Source organism: Sphingomonas sp. 3-13AW (assembly GCF_049311085.1).
GTDB lineage: Bacteria > Pseudomonadota > Alphaproteobacteria > Sphingomonadales > Sphingomonadaceae > Sphingomonas.
Genome location: NZ_JASNVZ010000026.1, coordinates 1 through 18249, shown reverse-complemented (window position 1 = coordinate 18249; position 18249 = coordinate 1). Strand labels below are relative to the sequence as shown.

Sequence of the window (18249 nt, the reverse complement as noted above, 5' to 3'; positions counted from 1 at the left end):
CTTCGCCCGCGCGTCCTTTACTTGAGTTACATAGCGCAAATCCCTGCCGGAGTCCTGCGCCCGACGCCCGGGCTACATGATCGGCCGGCAGTATCATCCGAGACGATGCTTAGTGCTTTCTTCCCTCATGGTTAGCGCTACTAAGAAAGCGACAGGCTAACATCCCTCAGAAGGTGATGCTGGCACCCAGCGAAAAAATTCGACCCAGGCGATAGCTGTTAATGTCGACTCGCTGCCCCTCGGCGAAGGTCTGCGACTCGCGATAGCGGGTGCCGGTGAGGTTGCGTGCCTCTGCCTTCAGCTCGATCGTCTTGCCGGCGACCAGGATGCCCTGACGCCCGACAACGTCCAGACGAATGCCCGGCCTCTCGATCAGGTCCGGCAGCCGCACCCCGCCCCCGCCGCCCACCGGACCACGGTTGGTGACGCGGTCGCTCGCATAGTTGAACAGCACCGTCAGCTGCGACAGCCGCTCGGTATCCTCGATGCCGAACTGCAGGTTCACCAGATGATCCGACTGGCCGGTCAGGGGCGCGCCATCCTTGAACAGGATGTTGGCAGGGCGCAGCACCGGCTCGGTCCCGGACTGGAGCGGGCTTGCGATCAGCGTATCGTCGGCTTTGATCTTGGAATCGGTGTACGTGTAGTTGGCGATCAGAACGAGGCGGCGGGTGGCAAAGAAATCTCCGCCCAGCCCCGCCAGCGGCACGTATTTCTGGAACTCGATCTCGCCGCCGAACAGCCGTGCGGATGGCGCATTGGCAAAGCCGGTCTGCAGGGTGTCGGTACCTGCCGGGAAAAACGCAACCGCCTCAATCGGATCGTCGATCTTCTTGTAGAAGCCGGCGAGCGACAGTCGCTGGTCGCGCGCGAAATACCATTCGAACCGTGCTTCGCCGTTATAGAGCTGCGAGTCCTTCAGGAACGCATTTCCGAAGAACAGACGGTCGCTTTCGAAATCCTGATACAGCTGCGGCGCGAGTTCGCGGAACTGCGGCCGCGCGAGCGTCTTCGACGCGTGCAGGCGCAGCTGCATGTCCTCTGCGAAGTTCCAGGTGACAGTGGCCGCGGGCAGCCAATAGTCGTTGGCAAGGCGCGTGGCCGCGGCGTTGCCCGATGGAGTCACCTCCTCCACCGCATCCTCGTAGCGCACGCCGAGCGTGCCGCGCAGGCCGTCGGCGATCTCCGCCTCCGCCTGCGCATAGCCGGCATGGACGCGCAGGCTTGCGCGATAGGCGGCTGCGCCCTGCCCGGTCGAGGTGTTGCGCAGGTAGATGCCGTTGGTGAGCACCGTGTAGTCGGACAGCAGATAGTCCGGACGCAGCTGCGCGACCACGGGGTCGAGCGCGCCGTTGTTCGCCGCCGAATATTGGAAGGTGTAGCGCGTCGAATCGCGGTCGGTGTCATTATAGGCATAGCCTGCCGACAGCAGGATCTCGCGCGCGGCAGGTACCTTCCAGCTGACGTTTGCCTGGCCGGACCACAGGTCCTCGTCGAGCTCGCTGAAGGCGACGCTCGCCGACTGAAGACCGGAAAGATTGTCGGTGTAGCGCTGCAGCCGCTCGTTGTACTGGTAGGTGAAGGCGCGCTCATACGGGGCATTGCGCTGCGTGTTCGCATAGGCGCCGCGCAGGTCGAGCGAGACGTCGCCCAGCTTGAACTCGCCGACCAGCTGGCTGTCGATCAGCTGCCGTTCGAACCAGTTGGTGTTCTGGGTGATGAAGGGGTCGATGCCCCCCGGCAGCGTGCCGATGTTCGCGGTCGATCCGCGCGAAAGGCGGCCCTGCTTGAGCGTGTCGTGGACATAGAGGTTGGTGAAGCGGACGCGGTTCTCGCCGAACTCCGCGCCCAGCCCGAGCAGGCCGTTCACGACCGCGCGGTTGTCCGTCAGCACCGTGTGGAAGTCCCGCAGCAGGATCGCATCGGGGCTGTCGGTGACCTGCTGGATCGCGTCGCGGGTGCGCCAGGTGTTGCTGATGCCCGCCGCCGCGATGACGCCGACGCGGGTGCCGCCCAGGTCCTTGGAAGTGCCGAAGCTCAGTTCCCCGGAGTAGTTCGCCGGAAGCTGCGCATTCTCCTGGAGCAACGTGGTCGGGGCATTGGACATGGCGGCAAGCTGCGCGGGCGTGATCGAAGCGCCATCCGCGCCGGCAGCCTTGATAAAGCGCGGCACCTTGCGCTCGCCGCTGTCAAAGCCCGTCCAATCGTAGCGGCCACCGTCATAGACATAGCCGAGCTCGCTGGTGGTCACCGTATCCGCGCTGATCGTGCCGCCGATCTGGAGAAAGGTCTCCTTCGGCACCGCGCGGGTGGTAAGATTGATGACGCCACCGCCGAACTCGCCGGGGTAGTTCACCGAGTAGCTCTTCTGCACCAGCGCCGAGGCGATGACGTTGGTCGGGAAGATGTCCAGCGGCACCACGCGGCGCAGCGGCTCCGGGCTCGGCAACGGCGAGCCGTTGAGCAGCGACGAGGAATAGCGGTCGCCGAGGCCGCGAACATAGACGAAGCCGTTGCCGACGACCGACAGGCCAGTCACCCGCTGAAGGGCACCGGCGATGTCGCCCTCCCCCGTGCGCGCGATATCGGCGGTGGAAAGGACGTTCACGACCTGCGGGGTCGCGCGGACCGCGTCCGGGATGTTGCGGCCGACGACGACGATTTCGGCGCCCATGTCGCCGCCCGGGGCGGAAACGTCGACGTCGGGTTCGGCGGTGGCACCGGCGTCAGGCGCGATGGTGGTGCTGGCCGGCGGCGAGGCCGGCGTAGCGCTGGTCTGCGCCTGTCCCGGCAGCGCCCAGGCGGACGAGGCGAGCAGAGTTGTCAGAAACACGGTCTTCTTCATGGCTGCCCCGTCTGGTCGGAAAGATGCGCGGGCGGGGAACGCGATGGTCCCCCGCCCCATTTTGACTTCAGTTCGGAAGCGCGGTGCAGCTGGCGCTGGTCGCGAAGGTCGCGCGGTTCGAGCTGCAGGTCCAACCCTGGTACCAGGTGTCCGTCGACCCGTTGACCGCGCCCACATAGCTGGTCTTGACCAGGAAGCTCGAGCCCGCGGGATTGAGCGTCGAGGCGTCGAACGGCGTCGCAGTCAGCGCCGCACCCGCCGGGAAGTAGGTGCTGGCGAGCAGCCCGGTCCCGCTTTCGAGGTTGTTGGTGCCGGCCGTGAACACCGCGCGCTGTTCGGCACTGGTCACGGTGATGTTGTTCACCGTGGTCTCCGCATAGGGCGAAGCGCAGCCGAACAGCACCGAGTTGAACATCGGCGGACCCTGGTCATCGAGCGCCGGGTTGGCAGGGCGGATGGTGGTCTTGCCACTCGCGTCGGCGCCCGCGACGATGTTCAGGCAGGCGACCGGGCTTACGACGATGCCGTTGACGAAGCGCGCGTCGGCGCCGCCACGGATGCGGATCGCTGCATTGGTCGCGCTGGAGGTGTGGACGAAGGTGAAGTTCGCGAGGTTGTAGCGCTGGCGCGGCAGCACGTCCTCATTGCCGTTCGAATCGATCTCGGTCGCGTAATTGTCGCTCTGCGTGTTGTTCGGCTTCTGGATCGCCAGCAGGAACTGGACGAAGCCCTGCCAACCCACATCGGTGTCCAGGCTGTCGTCGTCGGCGCCCGTCATGACGAGGTAGCGCAGGTTGGTGCGGCCGCCGAAGATCTCGATGCCGTCATCCGAGCTGTTATGGACCTGGATATGGTCGATCGTGGTGCCCGATCCGGTGCCGCCGAGGGTCAGCCCCTGCAGCTCGTTGTTCGGGCTGATGACGGTACCGGAATAGCGGATCTGGACGTAGCGCAGCGTACCGCTGCTGTCGGTCGGGATCGCGCCGCCATAGAGTGCAGTGCTGGTGCCCTCGACCACGTTCTCGCACTCGGCGCTTCCGGGCGTCACGGTGGCGTTGCAGTTCGAGATCGGCGCGCGGCCGGCAAGGATGATGCCGCCCCACAGCCCCTGGGTTTCGTCCGTCACTTCGCCGGTCAGGTTCTGCTGAGCGGTGAAGATGACCGGCTGGGTCTCGGTACCTTCCGCGATCAGGCGCGAGCCCCGGTTGACGACCAGGAAGTCGTTGTCGCTGTTGGTGGTGTTCGCATAGACGATGGCGCCCGGCGCGATGGTCAGCGTGGCGCTGACGCCGCTCGGCGCATTACCGGCGCCGCCGATGTCCACCCCGACGTCGACCCGGCCGTTCATCTCATAGGCGACGCCGGCGACCTTCGGCAGCGAGAGCGCGGAGGTAATCTGCGACGGCAGGCGGCAGGCGCGATAGTTGCCGATCACGCCCACGTTGCTGGTGCCGGTCGGGCAGTCCGCCGCCGGGGTTCCCGGGGCGGGCGTCGGGGTGGCACCTGGCGTGGGCGTCGGCGTCGGGGTTCCCGGGATCACCACCGTGCCTTCGCCGGGGGATGCCACACTCGAGGAACCGTCGCAGCCGGCCAGCGCCATCGCGGCGCAGCTCGTCAGCAGGATCAGGCTAATGCGCTTCAGGTCGGCCATGGAATCTCCGTTCCGGGACGCGCCCGGGCTTGCAGGACAGGCGTGACCGATCGGAGGACGTTCCCCCCATCGGCCTCGCCGCCCTGCTAGGCAGCGGAGGTGACATGTTGATGTGACTCGCGGGTCAGGGCCGTGACAGGTTCGTTGCAGTTCCGTGACATTCCCTGCCCGGACGTCGTTGCGCTACAGTTCCGGTCTCGCTTTGGACGTGACGAAGCCTTATGCCTGCGCGCATGAACAGCCCATCTGGCACCCAGGAGCCGCCGCCCTTCGGACCCAATTCTGAGTTTCGCCTTCAACTGCTTCTGCAGTCGATCAAAGATTACGCGATCTACATGCTGGACGCCCATGGGCGGGTGAGCAGTTGGAACACCGGTGCGGAACGGTTCAAGGGCTACACCGCGGACGAAATCATCGGTCAGCACTTCTCCCGTTTCTATACGCCCGAAGACCGCGCCTCCGGCCTGCCGGCGCACGCGCTCCAGACCGCGCTCGACCAAGGCAAGTTCGAGGCGGAGGGGTGGCGTGTACGCAAGGACGGCTCGCGCTTCTGGACGAGTGTCGTCATCGATCCTGTCTATGACGAGGACGGACGGCACGTCGGCTTCGCCAAGATCACCCGCGACATCACCGAGCGCCGCCAGGCTCAGGAAGAGATCGACCGCACGCGTCACGCCCTCTCGCAGGCGCAGAAGATGGAGGCGATCGGCCGACTGACCGGCGGCGTCGCGCATGATTTCAACAACCTGCTGACCGTCATCCGTTCCTCGGCCGACCTGCTCCAGCGCCCCGGTCTCTCCGAAGAGCGGCGGGCCCATTATGTGCAGGCGATCGCCGACACGGCCGACCGCGCCGCGCGGATCACCGGTCAGTTGCTTGCCTTCGCCCGCCGCCAGCCGTTGCGACCCGAGCGGTTTGCCGTGGCCGAGCGCATCCGCGGCATGGAACAGATCCTGCGCACGACCGTCGGCGCAACTGTCACGCTGGAGATCCAGGTCCCGGATGGCGTCGGATCGGTCGAGGCGGATCCCAGCCAGTTCGAGACGGCCGTGCTCAACCTGGTCATCAACGCACGCGACGCGATGCCGGACGGTGGCCTGATCCGCATCAGCGCAGCACGTGCGGACAGCATCCCGCCCACCCGCGGGCATGCCGCCGCCGATGGCGCGTTCGTGGTGGTGAGGGTGGAAGATACCGGCTCCGGCATCACGCCCGAAACCCTGGAGCGCATCTTCGAGCCGTTCTTCACGACCAAGCCGGTCAACAAGGGTACCGGCCTCGGCCTCAGCCAGGTCTATGGCTTTGCCAAGCAATCGGGCGGCGAGATCGGCGTCACGAGCAAGGTTGGGGAAGGCAGCGCGTTCTGCCTGTTCCTTCCCGAGGCGCCGGAAACAACCGCGACGGACGCGGGGGCATCACAAGGCTCCGTTGCCCCCGTTCCCGCCCGTCATGTCCTGCTGGTGGAAGACAACGAAACCGTCGGCGAGTTCGCCAGCACCTTGCTCGGAGAACTCGGACAGACCGTCACCTGGGCAAAGAGCGCCGCAGAGGCGCTCCGCCTGCTCGAGGCGGGGCACAGCCATTTCGACCTGGTCTTTTCCGACGTGGTCATGCCGGGAATGGACGGGGTCGCGCTCGGGCAGCAGATCCGCCAGCGCTGGCCGGACCTGCGCGTGGTGCTCACCAGCGGCTACAGCCATGTCCTGGCAGAAGAAGGCCACTACGGCTTCACCGTCCTCCAAAAGCCCTATTCGGTCGACGGGCTGCTTCGCATGCTCTCGGTATAAATGTCCGTCATGCGCATGAACGCACGGGGAACCCTCCTCGCGATCGTCAGCCTCGCGACTCTGGCGGGATGCGGCAAACCCGCCGATGACCCGCGCCGTTCCGAGGAACGTTCGCGCGCGCCACTGGCCGAAAGGCTGGCAAGCGCCGATGCCGACAAGGGGCTGCGGCTGTTCCGCCAGTGTGCGGCCTGCCACACCATTGCAAAGGGCGGTGGCGACCGGAATGGCCCGAACCTTTACGGCGTCATCAACCGCCCGGTCGCGCAGGGCAGCGCGCGGTTCAACTATACCGCGGCGCTTGAGTCGATCGGGGGAAGCTGGACGCCGGAGCGCATGGATGCGTGGATCGAGAACCCGCATCGCGTCGCGCCGGGGACTTCAATGATCTACGCCGGAATGCGCAATGGCGTCGATCGGGCGGACCTGATCGCTTATCTCGCGCTTCAGGGCGACGCGCCGGCCGCCTCTCCGACGCGCTGACGGGGCCGCCTCAACTATAGGGGTTCCGACGCGCGCGTGCCGCGCGCCGGATACCGGACCTTAGTTACACTCGACGCTGTTGCGGTCGATTGCGCGGCCGCCCAGTGCACCCGCACCGGCGCCCAGGATCGTGCCAAGCGTCTTCGATCCGCCCGGCGCGATGATGTTGCCGAGGATGCCGCCTGCCAGGCCGCCGATGATCGTGCCTTCGGTTCCGTCGTCGCGCTTGCAGTAGTAGCGCCCATCATTACCGCGATAGATGCGATCGTTCTCGGCAAGCCGGCGACGCCGTTCGCCCTCACGGCGGGTTTCGCGACCGCGCTGCTGATAACTGGGCTGACCATAGCCCCTCTGGCTGTTGTAGCCGGGGCGGCCATTATCATTGCCCATGCAGGCGCCCAGCGGCAGGGCGCAGGCCATGCCCATTGCGATCTTCAGAATGGTCGTATTCAAAATTGAGCTCCCGTTGCTCCAAAACTACCAAGGCGCACGCGGGCTCGACAAAGCCGAAGCACGGGCGCGTCTCATCAGCCAACCCGCGACCTCCCGCTTTGGTTCATCCTGACGGGACTGGCAGACCTGGAACCGGGGCGTGAAAAGCGTGCCGGGCGGCCGTGCATCTTCCCGCCGGACGAGGCGTTGAACGCGGATCGACCGGTCGCCCAGAGGAACCGCCAGCCATGCGCGCACGTAGCTTTCTCCCGCTCATGATGGCCGTCAGCCTCGCCGGCTGTGGCGGCGACGACGGGGGTTCGAGCCCTCCGCCGCCGCCGGCCCCGTCACCAACGCCGACCCCGACGCCAACTCCGACGCCCTCCCCCACCCCGGCGCCCGCGCCGGTGACGGCCGTCGATCAGCGCGTGGTCGCCACCTTCGACAATCCGTGGGCGATGGTGTTTCTTCCGGACGGACGCCTGCTCGTGACGGAGAAGCCCGGGCGGCTTCAGCTCGTGACCCAGGCGGGGGCGAAGACGGCGGTAAGCAACGTACCGCGGGTTCGCTCTTCGGGCCAGCTCGGGCTGCAGGAAGTGGTTCTGGACCCGGCCTTCGCGTCGAACAACCGCATCTGGATCACCTATGCCGAGCCCGCCGAAGGCGGCGAACGCATGGCCGTCGCCAGTGCGACCCTCAACCTTGCCGGTGCACCGCGCCTGGACGATCTGGTGGTGGTCTGGCGCGCAGTCCCGACCACGACGGGCGGCCAGCTCGGCGGCAGGCTCGCCTTCACGCCCGATGGCCGGTACCTGTTTATCAGCACGGGTGAGCGCCAGCAGGGCGCTCCGGCCCAGGACATGGCCGGCACGCTCGGGAAGATCGTCCGCATCAACCTCGACGGCACCCCGGCGGCCGGGAATCCCTTCGCATCGACCGCCGGCGCCCGGCCCGAGATCTGGAGCCTGGGCCACCGCAACCCCTATGGCCTGGTGTTCGCTACGGATGGTCGCCTGTTTTCGTCTGAAATGGGGCCCGCCGGCGGCGACGAATTCAACCTGATCGAACCGGGAAAAAACTATGGCTGGCCGCGCGTGTCGGAGGGCGACAATTACGACGGCACCTCCATTCCCCGCCACCCGACCAACAGCGCGTACACCGCACCGCTCGTGAGCTGGTCGCCGGTGATCGCGCCCGGCGGGATGATTCAGTATCGCGGCACCCGCTTTACCGGATGGACCGGCGACTTCCTCCTCGCCGGGCTGGTGCAGCAGGGTCTCGTGCGGGTGCGGGTGGAAGGCAATCAGGCGCGCGAGGTCGCACGCATCAGCCTCGGCTCCCGCACCCGAGAGGTGGAGGACGGTCCCGACGGATCGCTCTGGGTCCTGCGCGATGGTGGCGGCGGTGCTCTGGTGGAACTGACGCCACGCTGAGCGCCCGGGCCCGGCGCAAAACTGCCCCTCTCGTCAGGCGCGAACCAGACCGTCGATGCGCCTGCCTTTGGTGGCGCCGGGAAACAACACCGAGGCCGCGCGCGCGGGATCGATGCCGAAGCTGCCGGCTACCGCACCGGCGATCAGCGCGTCCAGTTCCATCGTCGGGCGCAGGTCCCGCCCCTCGTAAAGCTGGCCGGAGGCAAGACCCGGCCAGTCCGTCAGGACCCGCCCCCCGGCCACGCTGCCGCCCAGCAGCAGTGCACAGGCGGCGGTGCCGTGATCGGTGCCGCCCGTGCCGTTCACCGCAACGGTCCTGCCGAATTCCGTCGCGACAAGGATGGTCGTTTGGGGCCAGACCGGACGGAGACCCGCGTGCAGGGCGCCGATCATCGCGTCGAGGCTCGTCAGATTGGCATCCAGCCGTGGCGATTGACGCGAGTGGGTGTCCCAACCTCCCGTCTCCACCATCGCGATCCTTGCGCCGTTCGCCGGCAGGAGCAGCTTGGCCACGAGAGCACCGGTCGCCGCCGCATCCTGCCGCCCCTTCACCGCAAGGTCGCCCGTCACTTCCCGCGTCGCCAGCGCCTTGCTCCAGAGCGCGTGTAGCTGACTGTCGCCTTCGTACAGCATGGTGACGCGCTGGAGCAGATCGTCCGACGCGCCCGGAAGTGCGGATGGCGCATAGGAGGAAACTTCGTTCGGGCCCCGGAGCGCCATGGGCACGGTCGTGGAAACCGCCACCGCCTTCGCAGCGCCCGAGGGCACCAGTTCGAGCATGCGGTTCATCCAGCCGTCATTGAGCTGGTTCGCCCTGCTGCCCCCCGTCTCCAGTACGTTCTGGCCGTCGAAATGGGATCGCTCGCGATAGGGCGAGGCGACGGCATGGGCGAACAGCGCCTCGCCGTGGCGATAGAGCCCCAGCGTGTGCCTGAGCGCCGGGTGCAGGGAGAAGGTGTCCCCGAGCTTCGGCGCCGACGCGAACGCCTCTGCAAGGCTGCCACGCTGGGAGGCGTAGGCGGGATCGCCGGTTGGCGCCACGATCCCGAGCCCGTCCGCGGCACCCCGCTGGATAATGAAGATGAACCGCTGGTCGGTCTCGGCGCGCGCAAAGGCCATTTTCGGCACTGCCGCCATCGACAGCGCTGCCAGGCCGCCGCTGTGGAGCAGGGTACGACGGTCGATCAACGCTTACCTCCGCATCATTTCGGGTGAGACGAGCAGCAGCGCCAAAGCCTGCGACGGGCTTTCCGCGCGGTCCAGTGCCTCGGCGGTGGCGGGGCTTAGGCTCGAGGGGAACAGCCGCTTCGCAAGAATCCGTCCGTCCACCCCCGGGGATCGGGCTGCCAAGCGCTCCGCGGCTTCCACCCGGCGCATCAGTGCATCGGGCCCGGCCCAGTTGGCGGCCGTATCGGCATAGCCGGCGGGCGATCCCGGCTTCCACACCGGCTGCCCCAGCTGTTCCAGCAGGCCGGCCACGGATCGTGGCTGCACGTTCCGGATCCCCAGCGCACGATAGCTCGAAATCGTCCATTGCCAGGGCGTCTTGAACTTCGTGGGCTTGGCATTCCACGCCTCGGGAGACGACAGGATCGCCTGGTACACGGTCGGCAGGTTTCCGCCTGATTGAAGATAGGCGCGCTTCAGCCGCTCGACCATCGGCTTGGGCGGCGCATCGCCGGCGAAATGACGCGCGAGCTTGGTGGCGAGGAAAGCGGCGGTCGCGGGCTGGACGGCCAGGTCGGCGAGCACGGCCGCCGCCTGCGCCTCCCCACCCTCGGGATAGCGCTTGCCGAGGACCGTCCGGTCGCCGGGTTCGTGCACCTTCGCCGCAAAGAAGAAGGCGCCCGGCGGACCTTCGGAACCATCGAGGCGCGCTCCGGGGCGCCGGCTGATGCCGCTGACGGACCAGCCCGTCAGTGCCCGCGCCAGTTCGGTCACGTCCGCCTGCGTGTAGCCGCTCCCCACTCCGACCGTATGCAGCTCCAGGATTTCGCGTGCGAGGTTCTCGTTGATCCCGACGCGGCGCTTTCCTTCTGCCGCGATCCGCTGCCCGACGATGCTGGCCGGTCCCACGGACAGCGCCTGGTCTAGATAGATCAGCATCGCAGGATGACGTTCCACCGCCGCAAGCATGTCGCCGAAGCGGCCGAGGACGTGCGGGCGGATGGCCTCGAACTCGAGGCTGCCGGCGAGGCCGATCACCTCCAGCTTCTCGGCAGAGACCGCGAAATGGTTCGCCCAGAAATGCACCAGCCGCTCTACGAAAGGAGCCTGCGTCTCCAGTGCGCTGTTCACGCGCGCACCTACCGCCGCGAAATATTCCGCGCGGGCGTTCCGCCCAGCTTCCTGGTTCAATTCGCGCAAGAGGTCGCGCCCCGTCGCCTGCGGGGTTGCCGGCTCCGCACCCTCCATCCGGGCCGCGTTCGCCCGCCGCAGCTCGCGCTGGCGGGTAGCGTGTTCGAACAGCTGCCGGGATATCACGGCACTGGACGATACGCCGGCAATAGGCCCGGGTCGGGGCTCGAAACGGTCGAACTGTGCAACAAGCCAGCCCTGTGGATCCGCTGGCGGAACCGCATCGCGTGTCGCCCCCAGACCGAAACGGGTCAGAGCGATACTGGTCTTGCTCACGGACGGGACCTCGGCAAAAACACGCCCCCCAATGCCGTCCTACATAGGCGAACCGCGCCAAAATCGCGAGGGGAATCAGGAGCATGTCCGGCCGGCGCGCCGCTCCCTGTTTACGACGATGGTTATCGCGCGGCGGTAGGGCGCGAAGCGCCCTGGCCGATGACATCGGTCGCCATGTCCCAATTGTGAGCAACAGCACCTTGAAAAGCCGCCCAAAGCTTATCCCGAAGCGACGTTATTCCGGTAGAAAGGGACCGCAGACTAACATTTCGCCACTGGGCCATCTTGTTCGGGCGCGGACCTGCACGCGCAGCCATGATGGTGAACGTCGGCATATTCCCAGTTTCAGGAACGCAGTGATTCATGGTGAAGGTTTCGATTCACGCAGGCCCATTGGGCAACAAGGTTGCAGAGTCTGAGTTTGCTTGCCTCCCCCGGATCGGCGAAGACATCGGCATCGCTTCCGTCGTAGATCCCACCATCGTGCGGGTATTCACGGTGCGAAGCGTGTACCATGTTGCCGCAGGTGTGGACGCCGAGCAGTTGGGCCCCGGCCCCATCACGATCCTTCACGCGGACGAGATCAGCTAAGGCCCTGCGAACCCGTCAGGCTGCGTCCGAGATCTTTGTTCAGGAATTTTCCGAGCACACGCGTCTGCGCGCTGCGCGTCATCGACGCGATACTCTCGCTATCCGGCATCCCCAGGCTAGGCTGGGAACGACCGGATAACGCAGAGACTATATGGTGGGCGCGGCTGGGATTGAACCAGCGACCCCTGCGGTGTGAACGAACAGAACAGTACGCGTTTCCGTCACTTTTGACGGGTCACTCGACTTTCCTCCGCCGTCACACACCGCAGAAAATCGGGCTCCGAATCGGCAACCGCGTAACTCCCGCGGAAGGGCTGACTCACCCGAACACCAGCTTCATCGACCGCGAGGTGCCGCCCGTCGGCCCTCGCTCCCATCGACTTCCCAAGCGGGAGCCGACGCGATGTCGCACGCCTCTACCTTTCAGCAGCGCGGATCCGCGCGAGCATCTTCTACCCCAAACGGTCCTGCCCCGCTGGGCGCCTTCGCCTTCGCCGCGGCCGGCATCACACCAGATCGCGCGAGTCGCGCGCGCTTCAACCGCGGCGACAGCCCGCGCAGCGGCCAGCCGGTCTGGCGCAACAGCTATACGGTCGGCCAGGTCGAGGACCGCGTCTGGAAGCCGATCGGCGGCGGCACGGCGCGCGGTGGTAAGCGCTGGACGGCCGCGCTGCTCAAGGCAGCCAAGCAGTATGAGATCCGCACCCGGGCAAAGCGCCGGGAGGTCGAGCCCGGCACCCGCAATGGCGACCTAGGCGAAGTGGGGATCGAGGTTCTCGAATTCCTCTACTCGTCGGTGGACTATGCCACCGGCCGTCTCGACCCCGCGATCCGGACGATCGCCGCCGCGATCGGCCGCGCCTACTCGGCGGTACATGAGGCGCTGAAGCGCCTTAGGCGGCACGGCTTCCTCCACTGGATGCGGCGAAGCAAGCCCGTAGAGAACCCCGAGCCAGGCGGGCAGCAGGTAGAGCAGGCGAGCAACGCCTACGCCCTGCTGTGCCCCAAGCCGCTGCAGGGTTGGCTCAGCCGCCTGTTCCGCAAGGCGCCCACACCCGAATGCGAGGCCGACCGGCGCAAACGCGAGAAGGAGCAGTTCGAGGCGATGCTCGAGCACCTATCCGCCCAGGACCGCCATACGCTCACCTGGAACGGCGACACGCTGCTGGGCGAGACGCTCCGGCGGATTGCCGCAGCCGTCGACGCGCGCGACAGCCAAAAGGGCGAATCCTCCACCAGCGATGAAACCGGGGGTATCTGATAGATACCTGAAAGGAATGGCTTCGCTCAGGCGAAGCCATGCAGGTTTGATGCTCCCCCAAGGCCGAAATGGCCCTACCCCTCCCCCCGACAGCCAAGACCCGGCTGTCGGAACGTGGCGGCTTGCGCCGCCCCGGGCTCAGCGATGGGGGAGGAGCACGAACCGTGCCACCCGCCCCCGGCGGCGCGTCAGCGGCGCCCTTCCGATCCAGTGAGTAGATCCGCCCACGCATCGAACAGTTCGCGACGACGCTGCAGATGCTGGGCCCGGTTGTACGCTGCCTCGACCTTGTCCTTCGGCGCATGCGCCAATGCGCGGTCGATCGCGCCCTGATCTTCCGGGAACAGCTCGTTGAGGATGGTCGAATAGCTCGCCCGCCAGCCGTGCGGGACGTGGCGGCCGGCGAATGAGGTCCGCGCGTAGAGCGCGCCGATCGCCGCCTCGCCGATCGGGCGAGATCCCGACCGCCCTGGGAACACCAGATCATGCATATTTGCATGCCCCGGATGCATATTCGCGCGGGCGGCGCGCAGGATCTCCACCGCGGCCGGGCTGAGCGGCACCAGGTGGTCGTGCCGCGCGTCGGTCTTCTTCGCTGCCGCGAGCTTCATGCGTGCCGCTGGCACGCGCCACAGCGGCGACGGGCCCTCAAGATCCTCGAACTCGTCCCACCGGGCGCCGCGCACGGCCGCCAAGCGCACCGCGGTCAGCGCCAGGAACGAAGACGCGAGCTTGGACGAGGGCCCGGCTTCAAGCGCGTCGACCTCCGCGAGCAGCGCGCGCACGTCGTCCAGCTCGGTCAGCGCCGGCTGCTGGCCGCGACGCCCTGGCGCCTTCATGGCGCGGCCGATCACCGCGGCCGGGTCGTGCTCGCACCACCCCTCCGACTGCGCGAACGCGAAGATCATCGAGACGCGCTGCCGCAGGCGGCGGGCGGTTTCGCGCGCTCCGCGCGATTCCACGACGCGCAGCGCGTTGAGCACCACCGGCGGCGTGATCGCCGCCAGCGGCATGGCGCCGATGACCGGGAAGACGTCGCGCTCGAGGCTGGCCATGACGTCGCCGGCGTGGACCTCGGTCCAGGTCGGGCGCTGGTGCGCGTGCCAGGCGCGGCCGGCGTCCTCAAACGTCGACGGCTTCGCGGCCGCGGCTGGCGCCTTGGTGCGGGGATCCTCGCCGCGGCCGAGCTGCTCGCGCGCCAGATCGCGGCGCTCGCGCGCCTCGGCCAGTGATACTTCCGGCCAGGTGCCGAACGTCAGCAGCTGCTCCTTGCCGCCGATGCGGAACTTCATGCGGAATGACTTCGTGCCGGTCGGGGCGACGTGCAGGAAAAGCCCCTGGCCGTCGGTCATCTTGTACGGGCGCGCGTCGGCGCGCGCGGTCTTCACGGTCGCGTTTGTCAGCATGTCGATTCCTACTCGAAAGCACGAAGAGGCCGCGAACACGGCGGACAGGTTGTCCGCCGCGCTCGTGCGGGATGCGCGGTTTTCCGCGGCTTCGGCGTAGTCGGCTGGGGCACGATACCCCTGCCGATACCCCCAATCAGAAGTTGCGGACGATCAGCTCTGTGACCTTCTTGGCGCCGGCACGGTTGCCGGTGCCGATCGTCCAGGTCGTGTCGACGTCCTCGATGTTGAAGCGGCCGAACACCTCTCGGCTGCCTTCCGTGGCGTTGATCGACAGAATGAACTTGCCGGCGATGCCGGCGAGCTGGTCGGCCAGCTGGGCGAAATCGTCGCGGCCGAAGGCGTCGGCGCCATAGTCGCCCTCGCTGCCCCAATAGGGCGGATCGAGGTAGAACAGCGTGCCGGCGCCATCGTAGCGACGGATCAGATCCGCATAGGGCAGCTGCTCGACGACAACGCGCTCGAGGCGAGTGTGCAGCAGCGCCAGATCCGCGCGGACGCGGCCCGCATTGAAGCGGGTGGCTGCGTCCCGGGCCACACCGAACCCGCGGCCGACCACCTTCCCGCCAAACGCCAGGCGCTGCAGATAGAGGAAGCGCGCTGCGCGCTCGATGTCGGTCAACGTCGTCGGGTCGACCCGCTTCAGGCGCTCGAATTCCTCGCGACACGCCGGCATCCACTGCAGCTCGTCGACCAGCGGCTGGTAATGCCGCTTGGCGATGCGGAACAGGTTGGCGACGTCGCTGGACAGGTCGTTGATCACCTCGGCCGCCGGCCGGCTCGATCGACGAAGGAAGATCCCGCCCATGCCGACGAACGGCTCCGCATAGGTGCGGTGCGGCTGGGCATCGATGATGGCGCACAGGCGCTTGGCCAGGTTGCGCTTGCCGCCGATGTAGGGCGCAGGGGTACGGATCGCGGTGGGCGCGTTCATGCAGTCTTGGTCCTTCAGGGAAGAAGCACGTCGGCTACGCGCGCATGATGGCCGCCGGCCGCGAATGCGGGGCGGTGCCCGCGCCGATCGGCGCGAGATGGGTCGAGTTTGCGAAATTGCGCAAACTGGCAAACTGGCAAACTGGATGGTGGCTTCGGGGAACACGCTGGCGGCGCCTTGCGCGCTACCACCTGGTACCGGGTGGTTAGCCGCGCAGTCCAGGCGGCTGCGCCCCGCGTATTCCCCGAAGGTCTTCTATTTCGCAGGCCACCCGGCGAACCGGTCAACCTGGAGCCGCGCGCGCGCGGACCACTCCTTCCGGCTAAGTCCGGAGCGGCAGCGGCCCTATGGCACGCACAGGATGAGCGGTCGAGGTGCTACTCGCGGGGGCAATCCGCCGGCGCAACGCCGGTTTGCCAGATCGCCTCAATGCACCGGCGCTCGGTACGGCCGGCGACGATTCGAGCGTTGAGCCTGGACACGGCGGCCACGGCCTCGGCGAAGCGCTCGACCAGCTCGGCCAGGATCCCCTTGTCGATCGTCATCAGCTCGCCCGTCGGGGTGGCCGAAAGGGGCTTCAGCGTTTCCGTCCTGGTCAGATCAGCGGACTGCGCGGGGATCCTCGCCCGCTCGGTTCGCTCGATCGATGGCCGCGTTGAGGGTGTCGCGCAGGCCGTCGGCAGGAGCGGCAGGCAAAGCAGCGCTACCAGGCGCAGGCGGGACGGTGTCGAGCGCATTGCGGAGATCCTCGATCGTGGTTTGGAGCTGGGCATCGGTGAGCGCTTCGGCGCGCGCGGTGCGCGCATCGATGGCGCGGGCGACGTCGACGGCGGTGCGCTCGTCCTGCCGGGCTTCGGCGCGGACCTGGTCGTGTTTCTCGACGCCGGCGGCGCGCACCTGGTCGGCGCCAGCGCCGCGACCGCTGCCGTAGATCCACGCGATCGCGGCCGCGGTGGCGCCGGCGATCGCCAGCATCACCAGCAACCATGCGGCCGCCTTCGCCGCCCGGGTGGGCACGCCGGCGCGAACCGCGAGCTTCGCGATCGTCTCGATCATGCGACACCCTGCAGGCAGAGCGCGCGCTCGCGCTCGCGGCGGGCGGACAGCCCGCGCACCACCTTCAGCGGCCGGCCGGCCTTGTTCCACAGGAGGAAGGCGTCGCACGCTTCCCGGGTTCGGCCGGCGCGGAACCGCTTGGCTGCCGTGGATCCGCAGAAGCCGCTGGTGCCGATGTTGTAGGCCAGCGAGATCGCGGCCGCGCGCTGGCGATCGCGCCCGGGCTGCCACAGCTGCGGCACGCATGCCTGAACGTCCAGGGCATGGGCGACCAGCTCCTGCTCGAGCAGCTGCGCGCACTGCGCCTCGGTGTAGACCTGGCCCATCTTCACGCCGCGCGTGATGCCGTCGCAGGCCGTCGCGATGCCGGCGATATCGCGATACGCCTTCAGGTACTGCGGCCCGCTGACGTGCCGCACGGTGGCGTCGCCGGCCGGCGAGACGGTGACCTCGACCTTGCGGCCGCTTTCGTCGGCCGGAACGCTGGTCAGGAGCAGAGATGCCGCGATCGCGCCGACGATCGCGACCAGGCCACCCTTCTTCGTGGTGCTCTTACTCGCCATCGTCTTCCTCCTGGGGAATGAGGCGGGCGACCAGGACGGCGGCGAACAACGCCGCGCCGATCGCGCGCTCGATATTGTCGGGGATCCACGCGCGGATCCCGGCGGGCAGATCCATCCAGAGCGCGAGCGCCTGGTCCGGAAAAGCGGTCAGCAGCGCGAACAGCAGCGCCCCGAGCGCGGACACGCGCACGGACCACCAGCGCCGCACCTGGCGCCAGTCGAAGGTTGTCATCGGTCTCTCCAGTGATGGCGGCTGCCGGCCGCCGGCGGTCAGCCCCGCGCGTCCAGCTTCAGGGCTGGGATCGAGGATCCGAGGCGCGGGTTGCGCGTCACGACGAACCAATCGAGCCGCCCGGATCCGAGGCGCGTGGCGAGCCGCCGCGCCGGGGCGATCGCCTGCAGCACAGAACCCGCGACGATCAGCAGGACGGCAGGATCCATCATCGCACAGCCTCCTTGGCGGGCACCATCATCTCGAGTTTCGTCTCGATCCGGATCGTGCGCCCGTCGATCTTCTGCAGGATGTCGCTCTTCGCGAGATCCTTTGCCTCGAGCGCCTCGATGCGTCGGGTGTTGTCATCGATCTGCTTGTCGCGGCCACCGTCGCTCCGGAGCGCCCCGCCGACGACGGCGGCCGGGCCGATCACGGCGCAGGCGAGCATCAGCATATCTTTCCACGCCGGCGCCCGAGGCGCCACATCGGCGGCACTCACGCGCGCAGTCCTGCCCAGGTGAGCATCGCCAGTTCTCCTTTGATGGTGGGCCGCGGCCCTCGCGCAGGTGGGCCGCGGAGGGGCTTACCTCAGAGGGCAGTGATCCCGCGCAACGTCATGCGGCTCTTGAGCGACGCGATCAGGACATCCATCTCGGCTGCTGTCTTGGTGACGTTCTTGTAGATGCCGGCCATCGCTATTTCGCCGATGACAGTCTGCGAGGTGTAGCCCACCGCACCGAACACATGCCGGGCGCCAACCGACTTCTGGTAGTCAATCCAAACGGCTGCATCTTCCGGCGACGCAATGGTGTGACCACCGCCGAGGGCACGGAAAGTGTAGCCGGCAGACCGGTCGAACGAGAGCGCCCAAGCGATATACGAGTCCTTTGGCGTGCCCGCCATCTGGGGGCCGGGGCGCACCTGCCCGCCACCCCACGCTTGATTGTTGTTTGGCGCCCCTC

At 67.5% G+C, this 18249-nt stretch carries 19 protein-coding genes; 5 read left to right on the top strand and 14 right to left on the bottom strand.

Translation table 11 applies throughout. From position 1 onward, the window contains the following. Nucleotides 1-166 precede the first annotated feature (166 nt). Complete coding sequence (locus tag QP045_RS18420) at nt 167-2845, bottom strand: TonB-dependent receptor domain-containing protein (protein WP_422516465.1); 2679 nt, start codon at nt 2843-2845, stop codon at nt 167-169. Between the two features lie 67 nt (nt 2846-2912). After that, nucleotides 2913-4496, bottom strand: coding sequence for a hypothetical protein (locus QP045_RS18415; RefSeq protein ID WP_422516464.1), 1584 nt, complete (start codon nt 4494-4496; stop codon nt 2913-2915). A 233-nt stretch (nt 4497-4729) separates the two neighbouring features. On the opposite strand from QP045_RS18415, the gene QP045_RS18410 reads away from it, so the two are divergent. Both QP045_RS18410 and QP045_RS18405 read left to right on the top strand, forming a co-directional pair. After that, nucleotides 4730-6283, top strand: a complete 1554-nt coding sequence (locus QP045_RS18410; RefSeq protein WP_422516463.1) for a PAS domain S-box protein — start codon at nt 4730-4732, stop codon at nt 6281-6283. A gap of 15 nt (nt 6284-6298) precedes the next feature. Next, on the top strand, nt 6299-6763 hold the full coding sequence (locus QP045_RS18405; RefSeq protein WP_422516462.1) for a c-type cytochrome: 465 nt from the start codon (nt 6299-6301) through the stop codon (nt 6761-6763). Nucleotides 6764-6823: 60 nt separating this feature from the next. On the opposite strand, the gene QP045_RS18400 is transcribed toward QP045_RS18405, so the two are convergent. Then, nucleotides 6824-7189, bottom strand: coding sequence for a glycine zipper 2TM domain-containing protein (locus QP045_RS18400; RefSeq protein ID WP_422516504.1), 366 nt, complete (start codon nt 7187-7189; stop codon nt 6824-6826). A gap of 254 nt (nt 7190-7443) precedes the next feature. On the opposite strand from QP045_RS18400, the gene QP045_RS18395 reads away from it, so the two are divergent. Beyond that, nucleotides 7444-8628 (top strand): PQQ-dependent sugar dehydrogenase, encoded by a 1185-nt coding sequence (locus tag QP045_RS18395; RefSeq protein WP_422516461.1) that lies wholly within the window; start codon nt 7444-7446, stop codon nt 8626-8628. Nucleotides 8629-8661: 33 nt separating this feature from the next. Here the strand turns inward: QP045_RS18395 and QP045_RS18390 are convergent, their stop codons facing one another. Beyond that, the gene (locus QP045_RS18390) at nt 8662-9816 is read right to left on the bottom strand and encodes a DUF1501 domain-containing protein (RefSeq protein ID WP_422516460.1); all 1155 of its coding nucleotides are present in this window, start codon (nt 9814-9816) and stop codon (nt 8662-8664) included. A 3-nt stretch (nt 9817-9819) separates the two neighbouring features. Continuing rightward, nucleotides 9820-11262: a DUF1800 domain-containing protein gene (locus QP045_RS18385; protein WP_422516459.1), complete on the bottom strand. Its 1443-nt coding sequence runs from the start codon at nt 11260-11262 to the stop codon at nt 9820-9822. Nucleotides 11263-11625: 363 nt separating this feature from the next. On the opposite strand from QP045_RS18385, the gene QP045_RS18380 reads away from it, so the two are divergent. Next, nucleotides 11626-11853, top strand: a complete 228-nt coding sequence (locus QP045_RS18380; protein ID WP_422516458.1) for a hypothetical protein — start codon at nt 11626-11628, stop codon at nt 11851-11853. 403 nt (nt 11854-12256) lie between these two features. Then, nucleotides 12257-13114 carry a hypothetical protein gene (locus QP045_RS18375; protein ID WP_422516457.1) on the top strand — a complete coding sequence of 286 codons (858 nt, stop codon included), beginning with the start codon at nt 12257-12259 and terminating at the stop codon, nt 13112-13114. A gap of 188 nt (nt 13115-13302) precedes the next feature. Here the strand turns inward: QP045_RS18375 and QP045_RS18370 are convergent, their stop codons facing one another. The 9 genes from QP045_RS18370 to QP045_RS18330 all read right to left on the bottom strand — a co-directional run. After that, complete coding sequence (locus tag QP045_RS18370; RefSeq protein ID WP_422516456.1) at nt 13303-14520, bottom strand: tyrosine-type recombinase/integrase; 1218 nt, start codon at nt 14518-14520, stop codon at nt 13303-13305. A 136-nt stretch (nt 14521-14656) separates the two neighbouring features. Beyond that, nucleotides 14657-15454 (bottom strand): DNA adenine methylase, encoded by a 798-nt coding sequence (locus QP045_RS18365; RefSeq protein ID WP_422516455.1) that lies wholly within the window; start codon nt 15452-15454, stop codon nt 14657-14659. Between the two features lie 377 nt (nt 15455-15831). Next, entirely contained in the window at nt 15832-15999 is a 168-nt protein-coding gene (locus QP045_RS18360) for a hypothetical protein (protein WP_422516454.1), read from the bottom strand. A gap of 55 nt (nt 16000-16054) precedes the next feature. After that, complete coding sequence (locus QP045_RS18355) at nt 16055-16510, bottom strand: hypothetical protein (RefSeq protein WP_422516453.1); 456 nt, start codon at nt 16508-16510, stop codon at nt 16055-16057. Then, nucleotides 16507-17073, bottom strand: a complete 567-nt coding sequence (locus QP045_RS18350) for a lysozyme (RefSeq protein WP_422516452.1) — start codon at nt 17071-17073, stop codon at nt 16507-16509. The genes QP045_RS18355 and QP045_RS18350 overlap by 4 nt, the downstream gene beginning before the upstream one ends. After that, nucleotides 17063-17305: a hypothetical protein gene (locus tag QP045_RS18345; RefSeq protein WP_422516451.1), complete on the bottom strand. Its 243-nt coding sequence runs from the start codon at nt 17303-17305 to the stop codon at nt 17063-17065. The genes QP045_RS18350 and QP045_RS18345 overlap by 11 nt, the downstream gene beginning before the upstream one ends. 38 nt (nt 17306-17343) lie before the next feature. Next, nucleotides 17344-17517: a hypothetical protein gene (locus QP045_RS18340; RefSeq protein ID WP_422516450.1), complete on the bottom strand. Its 174-nt coding sequence runs from the start codon at nt 17515-17517 to the stop codon at nt 17344-17346. Then, nucleotides 17514-17741: a hypothetical protein gene (locus QP045_RS18335; RefSeq protein ID WP_422516449.1), complete on the bottom strand. Its 228-nt coding sequence runs from the start codon at nt 17739-17741 to the stop codon at nt 17514-17516. Before QP045_RS18335 ends, QP045_RS18340 begins: the two co-directional genes overlap by 4 nt. Before the next feature lie 134 nt (nt 17742-17875). Then, on the bottom strand, nt 17876-18249 hold a 374-nt coding region (locus tag QP045_RS18330), incomplete at its 5' end, for a hypothetical protein (protein ID WP_422516448.1).